General features: G+C 43.3%; 9 protein-coding genes. 3 read left to right on the forward strand and 6 right to left on the reverse strand.

From position 1 onward, the window contains the following. Nucleotides 1–9: 9 nt before the first annotated feature. Nucleotides 10–1,014, forward strand: coding sequence for an ABC transporter substrate-binding protein (locus CKV62_RS07025; protein ID WP_095066324.1), 1,005 nt, complete (start codon nt 10–12; stop codon nt 1,012–1,014). 844 nt (nt 1,015–1,858) lie between these two features. Then, nucleotides 1,859–4,009, forward strand: a complete 2,151-nt coding sequence (locus CKV62_RS07030) for an ATP-dependent Clp protease ATP-binding subunit (RefSeq protein WP_095066325.1) — start codon at nt 1,859–1,861, stop codon at nt 4,007–4,009. A 194-nt stretch (nt 4,010–4,203) separates the two neighbouring features. On the opposite strand, the gene CKV62_RS07035 is transcribed toward CKV62_RS07030, so the two are convergent. From CKV62_RS07035 to CKV62_RS07050, 4 genes are all read right to left on the reverse strand, one after another. Beyond that, a complete protein-coding gene (locus CKV62_RS07035) occupies nt 4,204–5,202 on the reverse strand; it encodes an inorganic phosphate transporter (RefSeq protein ID WP_095066326.1) in 999 nt (332 codons plus the stop codon). Further along, nucleotides 5,195–5,824 carry a DUF47 domain-containing protein gene (locus tag CKV62_RS07040; protein ID WP_038115958.1) on the reverse strand — a complete coding sequence of 210 codons (630 nt, stop codon included), beginning with the start codon at nt 5,822–5,824 and terminating at the stop codon, nt 5,195–5,197. Before CKV62_RS07040 ends, CKV62_RS07035 begins: the two co-directional genes overlap by 8 nt. A gap of 208 nt (nt 5,825–6,032) precedes the next feature. After that, entirely contained in the window at nt 6,033–7,502 is a 1,470-nt protein-coding gene (locus CKV62_RS07045) for a [FeFe] hydrogenase, group A (RefSeq protein WP_095066327.1), read from the reverse strand. Nucleotides 7,503–7,562: 60 nt separating this feature from the next. Then, on the reverse strand, nt 7,563–9,620 hold the full coding sequence (locus CKV62_RS07050; RefSeq protein ID WP_095066328.1) for an ABC-F family ATP-binding cassette domain-containing protein: 2,058 nt from the start codon (nt 9,618–9,620) through the stop codon (nt 7,563–7,565). Nucleotides 9,621–9,736: 116 nt separating this feature from the next. On the opposite strand from CKV62_RS07050, the gene CKV62_RS07055 reads away from it, so the two are divergent. Next, complete coding sequence (locus CKV62_RS07055) at nt 9,737–10,057, forward strand: hypothetical protein (RefSeq protein WP_095066329.1); 321 nt, start codon at nt 9,737–9,739, stop codon at nt 10,055–10,057. 91 nt (nt 10,058–10,148) lie between these two features. Here the strand turns inward: CKV62_RS07055 and CKV62_RS07060 are convergent, their stop codons facing one another. Together CKV62_RS07060 and CKV62_RS07065 are read right to left on the reverse strand one after the other, a co-directional pair. Next, nucleotides 10,149–11,300 (reverse strand): MGDG synthase family glycosyltransferase, encoded by a 1,152-nt coding sequence (locus tag CKV62_RS07060; protein WP_095066330.1) that lies wholly within the window; start codon nt 11,298–11,300, stop codon nt 10,149–10,151. Between the two features lie 82 nt (nt 11,301–11,382). Beyond that, complete coding sequence (locus CKV62_RS07065) at nt 11,383–11,682, reverse strand: HU family DNA-binding protein (RefSeq protein WP_038115973.1); 300 nt, start codon at nt 11,680–11,682, stop codon at nt 11,383–11,385. Between the last annotated feature and the right edge of the window lie 9 nt (nt 11,683–11,691).

The following is an 11,691-nucleotide window of genomic DNA, read 5'->3' on the forward strand; positions in this document are numbered from 1 at the left end:
GGATTTATCATGTTTCAAAATTTAAGAAAAGAAAAAAAATTATTAGTAATTACCCTGACCTGTGCAGCCTTTGCCATTGCCGGTTGTGGATCTGATGCCACCAAAGATACAGCTGACACAGGAAAAGTCGTGACTTGGAGTGAAACATTCGACGGTACAAAAACGGATTTTTCCGTAAAAACACCTCCTACTCACGCCGTATCAATGTCTCAAGCAACAACAGAAATGATGTTGCAATTAGGACTTGAAGATAAAATGGCGGGAACAGCATTTAAAGAAGAAGAAATTTATCCTCCTTTACAAGCCGCTTACGATAAGGTAAAAGTATTATCCGACAAATGGCCGTCTTATGAAGTGTTTATGTCCGTAAAACCAGACTTTGCCACCGGCTGGCCGGATTCTTTCAGTAAACGCGCCATTCCGGCCGATAAGATGATTGCTCAAAAGGTAAATATCTGGCTTCCTGAATCCATGTTATCCACAAAAGCCGATTTAGATACGAACTTCAACGATATGATCAAATTAGGCGAGATCTTCGGTGTAAAAGACAAGGCCGAAGACTGGGTCGCAGATCAACGTAAAACATTGGCTTCTATTCAGGACAAGCTAAAGGATTTACCTCGTAAACGCGTATTTATCTATGACTCCGAAGACGGTCAACCATTTACCGCATTTGAAGGCTATACAACAAATATCTTAAGACTTATCGGCGCAGATAATGTTATGAGCGGATTGGGCGTGGATAAAACATGGGCTAAAGGCTCCTGGGAAACAGTTATTGCACAAAATCCGGATTACATTATTATCGCTGACTACGGTAACTCTATCCGCAACGATGACGACTTCCAGCAAAAAATCGAAAAGATCAAGACAAATCCTCAACTTCAAGATATTACAGCCGTTAAAGAAAATCACTTCATCCGTGTAAAACTTTCTGAAATCACACCAGGCGTGCGTACAGTGGATGCACTCAAACGCCTGGCGGAAGAAATTCACGGTGTCAAAATCGACTAGAGTCGAATAGTCATTCAATTCAATCTAATCTAATACTGAAAAGGACCCGGTCCATAAGAACCGGGTCCTTTTCATATTGCTTATTGCACACAGCATATATTAGAGAGTTGGAATGTGTTGTGATTAGAAAGATTTAAAAAAGTTAAGTACAAATAGATATAAAATTTGATATTCAGTTATCATATGCTGTGACAATGCCGTCATAATTGTTCCGACAGATTAACGCTCATGTCCTTTTTGTTTCATACCGCCTGTCATTATTAGCCTTAATCGCCATAATCAAAGGTCTTAACGAAAGAAACTCCTCATCGCTAAGTCGAAAGGTTCTGCCAATGCGTTTAATAGGTTTACAAGGGCGCCCTGCCCCACGTCTTGCTCCACCCCAGGCCATATACATACCTCACTTTTCACTTGAAATAACTCCTCTCAAGGACCAGTATACTCTTATGTACATAACTATTCAATACTTATCCATTTCTAACAGGCGATTAAATCGCGGTAATTCATATATAAATGGCAAGCATTAATAAAATGCATAGTTAATCAAAGCACATAATTATAAGATTTATATACTTTCACACTTGAATAACGACATCAATGTTGCCAAATATAGATATATTCAGATTATAGAATATAGTATTTACCTATATTTTACTATTATAATAATATTCCTCAACATAAAAAATCAGAAAAAGTCAAAAATTTTATTTTGAACTATTGACTTTTTGACTTTTTAAGTTTATTATAATGACATAAGGTCAACGAAACCTAATAATATACGCAAGAAATTAAGTAGACAAAAGGTCAAATAGTTAAGCTTGTAGTAAAAAGTGAGGTAATATATATGAATAACAATTTTAATAACTTTGGCAGTGAATTTGGTAGTATGAATGATTTGTTTAATCAATTGATGGGAAATATGGGCGGTTATTCCACAGAAACCCGTCGATACAAGATCAACGGTCGTGAAGTAACGCCTGAAGAATTTGCTTACTATCGTCAGACAGGTCACTTACCTACCGATGAAGAAATTCAAGCTGCACAACAAGGTAAGATAAAGCAAGATGGTATTCTTGTTAAACTCGGTACAAATTTAACAGAACAGGCCCGTAACGGAAAACTTGATCCTGTTATCGGACGTAATAAAGAAATTCAGGAAACGGCTGAAATCTTGGCACGTCGTACAAAAAACAATCCGGTGTTGGTCGGCGATGCCGGTGTCGGTAAAACAGCCGTTGTCGAAGGGTTGGCTCAAGCTATCGTAAACGGCGATGTACCGGCAGCGATTAAAAATAAGGAAATCATCTCCATTGATATTTCCGGTTTGGAAGCAGGTACACAATACCGTGGTTCCTTCGAAGAAAACATTCAAAACCTTATCAAAGAGGTAAAGGCTGCGGGCAATATCATCCTATTCTTTGATGAAATCCACCAGATCCTAGGTGCCGGATCCACAGGTGATGGTCAAGGCTCCAAGGGGTTGGCAGATATTTTGAAACCCGCTCTATCTCGTGGTGAAATGACCGTAATCGGTGCGACTACACAGGATGAATATCGTAACACGATTATGAAAAATGCGGCTCTCGCTCGACGTTTTAATGAAGTAAAAGTAAACGCACCGTCCCCGGAAGATACTTTCAAAATCTTACAAGGCATTCGCCCATTGTATGAAGCACATCACAACATCGAATTACCAGACGCTGTATTGAAAGCGGCCGTAGATTATTCCGTGCAATACATCCCGCAACGAAGCTTGCCTGATAAAGCCATCGACTTGATCGATGTAACAGCTGCTCACTTGGCCTCTCAACATCCCGTAACCGATATCAAAACATTGGAAGCGGATATTGCGGATGCTAAGGCCAAACAGGAGGAATACGCACAAAAAGAAGATTACGAATCCGCTATCAATGAAAAGATGCGCATTCAGAAATTACAGGAAGAAATCGATAACCACACAGAAAATCAAAAGGTTGTGGCTAAGGTTAACGATGTAGCCGAAGCGGTAGAACGCATGACAGGTATTCCTGTATCCCAAATGGGTGCATCCGATATCGAACGATTGAAAGATATGAAGTCTCGGTTGGAAGCTCATGTAATCGGCCAAGATAAAGCTGTAGAAGCTGTATCTAAGGCAATCCGTCGTAACCGTGCAGGCTTTGACGAAGGCAATCGTCCAATCGGCAGCTTCTTATTTGTGGGCCCTACCGGTGTCGGTAAAACGGAATTGGCAAAGCAATTGGCTCTTGATATGTTCGGCAATAAAGACGCTATTATTCGTCTCGATATGTCCGAATATAGCGACCGCACTGCAGTATCCAAATTGATTGGTGCCACTGCCGGTTACATCGGTTATGACGATAACTCCAATACATTAACTGAACGTGTTCGTCGTAACCCATATTCCATCATCCTATTCGACGAAATCGAAAAAGCGGATCCTCAAGTTATCACATTACTTTTACAAGTATTGGATGACGGCCATCTAACAGACGGTCAGGGTAACACAGTCAACTTCAAGAACACCGTTATCATCGCCACATCTAACGCAGGCTTTGGTTATGGTGATACTAAGGATGATGAAAGCTCAGCTGAAATCATGGACCGTATCGCCCCATTCTTCCGCCCTGAATTCTTGAACCGTTTCAACGCGGTTATCGAATTTAATCATTTAAGCAAGGAAGACTTGAAGAAAATCGTTGATTTGATGCTTGCCCAAGTAAATGCCACATTGGCGAAGAAAAACATCACCCTTGATGTAACCGATGCAGCCAAAGGACTCTTGATGGAACAAGGCTATGACAAAGCAATGGGCGCTCGTCCATTACGTCGCGTCATCGAATCTGAAATACGCGATAATGTGACTGACTTCTACTTGGATCACATCGATGCTAAACATTTACTTGCCGATGTTGTAGATGGACATATCATTATTAGCAACAAGGATAATGCTAAGACATCAGATGATACAAAGTCCACTGACTCCAGCAAATAATGGGATTATAGACAAAACATGTTTCAAATTTAAATATACCAATACATGTTAAGGGGTTAGAGGACAAAGCGTGTTACAAATTTAATCCTATGAAAAATAATTACACATATACACAACCCTATTAATAATGAAAAGGGCTGTAACAGGAGCGCGGTTTTTGCGCAGCCTGTTACAGCCCTTTTTTATATTTTATATTAACCGAATAACAGATGTCCTACTTCATAAGCAATAGCCGATACGATACCTGACAACGGAATCGTGACGAACCATGCCATAACCATGGATCGTGCTACGCCCCAGTTAACAGCTTTCACACGCTTAGCCGAGCCGACCCCCAAAAGAGAGCCGCTCACAACATGAGTCGTGCTGACCGGTAAATGCAAGAACGTAGCTGTAAAAATCGTAATAGCGGAATTTAAATCCGCCGCAAAACCGTTGATGGTTTCCAATTTGAAAATCTTTGTTCCCATGGTGGAAATGATTTTCCAACCACCTGCCGCGGTGCCTAAAGCCATCGCGGAAGCGCAGCATAATTTTACCCATAACGGTACATCGAGGGTATCGATATATCCGCCGCTGAGCAATGTCAATGTGATAATCCCCATCGCTTTCTGAGCATCATTTGAGCCATGAGAAAACGCCATCATAACCGCCGATACAACTTGCATGGATCGGAATCGGTCATTTAAGACAATCGGTGAAAATCCTCCGAAGATGAGCAGCAACAGCTTCATGATGATGAAGCCCCCTATCATCGCTACGATCGGCGATAAAATAAGGGAGAAAAATATCTTCAAGATACCGCCTTCATTTAAGGCATCAAAACCGACTGACCATCCGACGGCACCGATAATACCGCCGATCAGGGCATGAGATGAGGAGCTTGGAATCGCCCACCACCAGGTGGCAAGATTCCATACGATAGCGCCGATCAATGCGGCGCTGATAATAGAACTGTCAATCAGATCAGGCGATAATACGATATCCCCGCCGATGGTCTTCGCTACACCGGTACTGACCATGGCACCGAGGAAATTCAGCCCTGCGGTCATCATAATCGCCTTTTTAGGTGAAATCGCCCGCGTCGATACGGATGTCGCAATGGCATTTGCCGTATCATGAAAGCCGTTGATATAATCAAAGGCTAACGCCAACAACACGACCAGCCATACCAAATAATGAGAATCAAGCATACTTCAATACTACCCGGCGGAATGTGCCTACCAAATCTTCGCAGCCATCGATGACATCTTCCATAGCGCTAAGGATTTCCTTCCATTTGATAATCTCAATCGGATCATTGCATTCCGTAAAGAGTTTAGCCATTTCTTCATGATAAATATTATCTGCTTCAGACTCAAGCTTTAACACTTGATGTACGCGGCCTTCCACCTTTACATGATCTTTCTTAAGACTGCCCATGTATCCGATGGATTTATTAATATGCTTTACGCATTTCACGACGATTTCACTCATGCGTATCGCGCCGTCACTAGGGTTCCCCACATGGTACATCAGCATCTTATCCATGATTTCTTTGATATTATCCAAGGTCGTATCCAATTGATCGATCAACAATTGAATGTCCTCGCGATCCATCGGGGTAATGAAAGTCTTGCGCAATCGCTCTACTGTTTCGCTCACTAATTCATCTGCAGCCTTTTCTTTTGTATCAATTTCAAGAAAGGCCTCCTCTTTTGAAATCTCCCCTTTAAAAACACGCTCCATCATTTCTGCACTTTCATATGTCAAGGCAGCATGATGTTCTAGAATACTGAAAAACTTTTCTTCTTTTCCCTTTAATTTAAAAGCCATGAAGTTCCTCCTGAAACAGTATCGGTTTGCTTCTGTAATATAACTTCATTATAACATACCCCAAAGAATTCCTAAACAAATTTAACAGTCTCAATGTTAATACTTCATATGCGCATATCGTATATAGTATATGAAAAAGCAACCGGTCTATAACAGGATATGGATCGGTTGCTTTTATTACGAATACTACAATGTATCTATCATTATATTAATTATTGGATTCCGCCGCCGCTTTTGCCGCATCAGCCGCCTTTTTCAAATTAGGCACCGATGTAGGGCATGTAGCCGGTGTACATGCACCGTTAGGGCCCAGGTCTTCTGCACGGCTTACATATGTCGTATGTAACATATGATGGGCCCTATGACTCAACGGTTTACCGTCAAAGAATTCGGCATATAGTTTTTGAATATCCGGATTATCACAGGATGCTTTAACTTTTACTTCGTTATCGCGCGTATACAAAGAGGCGATACGAGCTTCACGAGCCTTGTCAGCCATCGGCAATTTAACGCGCGGCTGACCGCCGCCACCGATACAGCCGCCTCGGCAAGCCATCACTTCGATAAAATCATAATGGATATTTTCTGCACGCATGCGTTCAATAAATTTACGCAAGTTACCTGTACCGTGTACGGCCGCAACGTGTAATGTCTTATCACCGATTGTAACGTCCGCTTCACGGGCACCGTCCATGCCGCGGATTGCTTCGAACGGAATTAATGTATTCGGTGCATCTTCGTTCGTTACCACCTTGTATGCAGTGCGCATAGCCGCTTCCATAACACCGCCGGTATTACCGAAGATGATACCGCCGCCGGAAGCTTCCCCCATCAACGGATCGAATGCGGAATCTTCAAGCTCGTCGAAACTAACGTCCTCAGCGCGTAACCATTTAGCCAGTTCACGTGTTGTAATACAGTAATCCGTATCACGCATTTCCGGTACATCCCAGTATTCCGCGGAAGAGTTCATTTCATCGCGACGAATTTCAAATTTCTTCGCCGTACAAGGTGTTACCGCAACAGCGACGATTTTCTTTGCATCGAGGCCCATTTTTTCCGCAAAATATGTTTTCTGCGTAGGCGCCTGCATAGCGATAGGACTCTTAGCCGTGGATAAATTCGGTAAGAATTCCGGATAAAATGTTTCCGCAAATTTAACCCAAGCAGGACAGCAGGATGTAAATTGAGGCAACTCGCCCGAGCCGTTTAGAACGCGTTCAACAAGTTCCGATGCTTCTTCCATGATGGTCATGTCAGCGCCGAAATTTGTATCCAGTACATAATCTCCGCCCAATTTACGAAGGGCTGCTACCATTTTGCCTTCTACGAAGGTCCCCGCATCAAGTCCGAACTCTTCGCCCAGACCGACACGCACTGCCGGCGCAGTTTGGAAGATAACGATTTTATCAGGGTCAGCGATAGCCGCTTTCACCTCATCAATTTCAGAGCGTTCATTAATGGAATCGAACGGGCAAATAGATGCACATTGACCGCAATGGATACAAATCGGATGGTCTCCGTTCGTCGTTAAATCATAATAATCAAATACGCCCATGTCTACGGCACAAGCCTTGCGACACAAAGAACAGTTCTTACATTTAGATAAGTCTTGTACTAATGCAATATTTCCTTCTTCAATAGGTACGCGACGATCCAAGAATTGATACTTACTCATGAATTCCTCCTACTTAGGTAACGTTGTTATCGTTATATCATCAGTGAATTATATCACAAATTATAATTGTTCTTCAAGAACTATCCACCGCTCCGTTAAGGCATTTAAAAGTTCCTCCGCCTCATTACGCTCCGTCATCAGTTCTTGCGTTTTTTCATAGTCTGTTGCGAATTGTGCAATCATAACATCAATGCCTTTGATGAGGTGTTCTACCTTCGGCATTTCTTCAAGAATTCGGTCATACTCGGCTTGTTCTGATTTATTGAGTCCCTTTTTTACAGATGTATCTGTGAAAGTATCCTGTACGTCACCCTTCCGAATCGTTTCAACATCTGCGGAATTCAACTTGCCGCTATCCGCCTCACGGTCCATTACAGATGGCTCTGCATTTTCCTGATGCAATTCAGGCTGTACAAATGTATCACTATGTTTTTTATCTCCTTTTCCTGTATTATCTACGGTATCGCCTGCTATATCAGCGACATAGAACGTCCGCTTCCCTACAGTACTTTCATCAAGAGCATCCTTGTAATCCGAATATGAGCCATGCACGATATCGATATGACCATCGCCGGTAAATACAAAGAGTTTATCCACCACTCGGTCCAAAAAATACCGATCATGGCATACGGTGATGATGACGCCGCCGAAAGAGTCTAGAAAATCCTCCAATACCTCAAGGGTTGGAATATCTAGATCATTCGTCGGTTCATCGAGCAGTAACACATTCGGTGCACTCATGAGCAGTTTCAGCAAATAGAGACGACGACGCTCACCGCCGGACAATTTGCGAATCGGCACACCGTGAAGCTCCGGCGTAAAGAGAAATCTCTCCAGAATCTGTCCCGCACTCAACGTGGAGCCATCCCCCAACACCATGTAAGCATGATCTTCCCGAATATAATCGAGAACGCGCATATCCTCGTCAAATTCCGGCAATTCCTGTTTAAAGTGAGCGATACGAACCGTTTCTCCCTTGCCAATAGTGCCGCCCGTCGGCTCATAGGCACCATCAAGGATGTTCATAAATGTAGATTTTCCCACCCCGTTAGGGCCTACGATACCGATGCGATCATGACGAACCACATGATACGTAAAATCTGAAATAATCGGACGATTTCCGAAATTAAAGGTTAAGTGCTCGATATCAAAAATCGTCTTCCCCAACCGAGTCTTTAATGCGATCGGATCCATCTGATCGGAACGACGAGTCTTTTCCATATTCTTTAACGCTTCATATCTGTCCAGGCGAGCCTTCTGCTTCGTACTGCGCGCCTGTGCACCGCGGCGCACCCATTCGATTTCACGCTTCAGAAATTGACGTCTCTTTTCTTCAGATGCCGCCTCACGCGCTTCACGATCAGCTTTCAGAGCAAGAAACTCCTCATAATTGCCATCATATTGATACATGCGTCGATTCGACAATTCCAAAATACCATTGCATACGGAATCGAGGAAATACCGGTCATGAGTACTGATCAGGAGTCCCCCCTGACGAGTGCTCAAATAGGATTCGAGCCATTCAATGCTGTTCTCATCCAAATGATTCGTCGGCTCATCTAACAACAGTAAATCACAGGGATATAACAAGGCCTGCCCCAGTGCGAGGCGCCGCTTCTGCCCGCCGGACAACAGCTTCACCTTCTGCTCCACATCCATAAACCCCAGCTTGGATAAAATGATGCGAGCTTCCTGCTCCACCTGCCAGCCGTCTTGTTGATCCATCTGTTCCAATGCATTCATATACCGGCGGGATACCCGATCATCATCGCGGTTCGCCGCCTGCATAGCGTGATATTCTCGACTGATTCGACCAAAATCCTTAACCATTTGCAGTCTTGGATGATTTCCATCTAGAATCGCCTCCAACAAGGTCGCATTCACATCAAAATCCGGGGTCTGCTCCAAATAATATATAGTCGCCTTTCCGTTTCGTTCAATATGACCCTTATCGCCCTCCATCTGGCCGGCTAATATTTTTAAAAATGTGGACTTACCTGTACCGTTAATCCCGACAAGGCCCAATCGTTTCTCCGTAGTAAAAGTAATGTTCACGTCTTTAAATAACAGCCGCGTGCCATATGATTTTTCTATATTCTGTAAACTGATGACATTCATATTCCGCTCCTGTTTTGTAACTATGGTACTTATTATACTACAAGATTATCATTGACAGTAACGGTCCCCATCAGTAGAATAAACGTAACGTAATAAATATTCCTGAGGAGGTCCTTATGGTAACAGATACGGTATTAGACTTTTATGAAAGCATCAATTTTGAAATCATCGACATAGACGGATATGATACATTATTCACAGAGCTCCTAGAGGACGGTACCTATGCTACCGTATCCGATGATGACGGATACATGCCCGAGGATTTAGATACACCTATCGTATTCAATGTATACGATGATAACGACTCATTTCAATGGAGTGTCACGCTGGACAGTTCTCATCAGCTACAGGAACTGTTACAAAATGCGGACAGCACGGAAACATTTCTTGCCACATTAGAGGATATTCGCGAAGAACACATCGAACAACACCAATAAAATACAAATTAATTAATACGGTATAAACCAATAGCCCCTTGGTATCAGACTGAAGCCAGTCAATACCAAGGGGCTAATTATGTCTTAGCAACTATATAGATTCCTCTATAGCCGTTACCTGCACCGTATCATAATCATCTAAAATTTTAATCAAATCATTTACGATTTCCGCCGCTCCGTCCACTTGCCATTCGCGAGCGCGTTGAGACATCTGCTGTAATCGCGGCGGATTGATGAGAAGCGCCGCAACAACGTCCTCCAGATTGTGAATATCGCGAGCCCAGCGAGCGCAGCCGCGCTGTTCAAGAAGTTCCGCATTGGCTTCCTCCTGCCCGGGAATCGCATTAAAGAATACCATCGGCAATCCGATTGTCACCGCCTCCATACAGGTCAATGCGCCCGGCTTCGTCACCAGTAAGGAGGATGTCTTCATCAATTCCGAAATATTTGACGTATAACCGAATACGGTGGTCTTCGTTTTCATCGAGGTACTGAGGGTCACCAATGATTCATAGAGCGATGTATTTTGACCGGCTACAACAGTGATTTCATCGATACCGTTCACATCATCTAAATGCTTCAATGCCGTTTCCAATGAACCGAGGCCAAGACCTCCGCCCATAACGAGTACTTTCACAGGTTTCTCTAAGGAGTAATCCTCAATAGCATCTCGAAAAAAGGAACGACGCACGGGAATCCCCGACACGTGTATGCGCGACTCATCGATACCGGACTGTACCATCTCGGAAACCATACTTTCGGTAGCCACAAAGTATGTATCAACCTGCGGATAGAGCCAAAATTGATGGCTGCTGAAATCCGTCATAATCGCTACGAGAGGCATATTGATATGTCCCTGTCGTTTCAGGATCGATGCGGCCCCACAGGGAAACGGGTGCGTAAAGACCATCACATCAGGTTCTTCCTGTTGAATCAGCTTGAGCATACGACCTTTTAACAGATAAGACAGAGCGGTCTGCATAATGGATCCCTGCTTCTCCCCTTTGGAGACGCGGTAAATGATGTCGTACAGCATCGGAAACACGTCAATCATCTTGATGTATGTCCCCTTGATCAGATGCTCGACGGACATCGTCTCGGTATCCAAAAAATCCACATGACTGATGGTGGCCTGTGGTTCCTTATCCTTCCAATATTCTTCTATGGCTCTGGCAGCCTGCATATGCCCCGTTCCGATGGATGCGGACACAATGAGAACCTTCCGTGATATATCGTTATTCATAATGCACCCTTTCTCTGTGCATTATACCATAAATAGACAAAAAAAAGAGACCTCGAAAGGTCTCTTTTACTTTTACAGCAGATTATTTTTTGCGTTTTTTAGCTTTTGCAGCGTTAACTTGTTCTTTCAAACCTTTACCAGCTTTGAATGCAGGAGATTTGGAAGCTGCGATACGGATAGTTTTGCCGTTTTGTGGGTTGCGGCCTTCACGAGCTGCGCGTTCACGAACTTCGAAAGTACCGAAGCCGATAACTTGTACTTTACCACCAGCAGCTAATTCTTCAGCAACTGTATCGAATACAGCTTTAACTGCTTTTTCAGCGTCTTTTTTTGTTAACTCAGTTTTTTGTGCAACACTTGCGATTAATTCTGTTTTATTCATGACAGAACC

Source organism: Veillonella rodentium (genome assembly GCF_900187285.1).
GTDB classification, from domain to species: domain Bacteria; phylum Bacillota; class Negativicutes; order Veillonellales; family Veillonellaceae; genus Veillonella; species Veillonella rodentium.

What these genes read in the sequence shown, in the direction of transcription:
- CKV62_RS07025 (WP_095066324.1), top strand. Translation starts at nt 10, where the DNA reads ATGTTTCAAAATTTAAGAAAAGAAAAAAAATTATTAGTAATTACCCTG.
- CKV62_RS07045 (WP_095066327.1), bottom strand. Translation starts at nt 7,502, where the DNA reads ATGAGTAAGTATCAATTCTTGGATCGTCGCGTACCTATTGAAGAAGGA.
- CKV62_RS07065 (WP_038115973.1), bottom strand. Translation starts at nt 11,682, where the DNA reads ATGAATAAAACAGAATTAATCGCAAGTGTTGCACAAAAAACTGAGTTA.
- CKV62_RS07060 (WP_095066330.1), bottom strand. Translation starts at nt 11,300, where the DNA reads ATGAATAACGATATATCACGGAAGGTTCTCATTGTGTCCGCATCCATC.
- CKV62_RS07030 (WP_095066325.1), top strand. Translation starts at nt 1,859, where the DNA reads ATGAATAACAATTTTAATAACTTTGGCAGTGAATTTGGTAGTATGAAT.
- CKV62_RS07040 (WP_038115958.1), bottom strand. Translation starts at nt 5,824, where the DNA reads ATGGCTTTTAAATTAAAGGGAAAAGAAGAAAAGTTTTTCAGTATTCTA.
- CKV62_RS07035 (WP_095066326.1), bottom strand. Translation starts at nt 5,202, where the DNA reads ATGCTTGATTCTCATTATTTGGTATGGCTGGTCGTGTTGTTGGCGTTA.
- CKV62_RS07050 (WP_095066328.1), bottom strand. Translation starts at nt 9,620, where the DNA reads ATGAATGTCATCAGTTTACAGAATATAGAAAAATCATATGGCACGCGG.
- CKV62_RS07055 (WP_095066329.1), top strand. Translation starts at nt 9,737, where the DNA reads ATGGTAACAGATACGGTATTAGACTTTTATGAAAGCATCAATTTTGAA.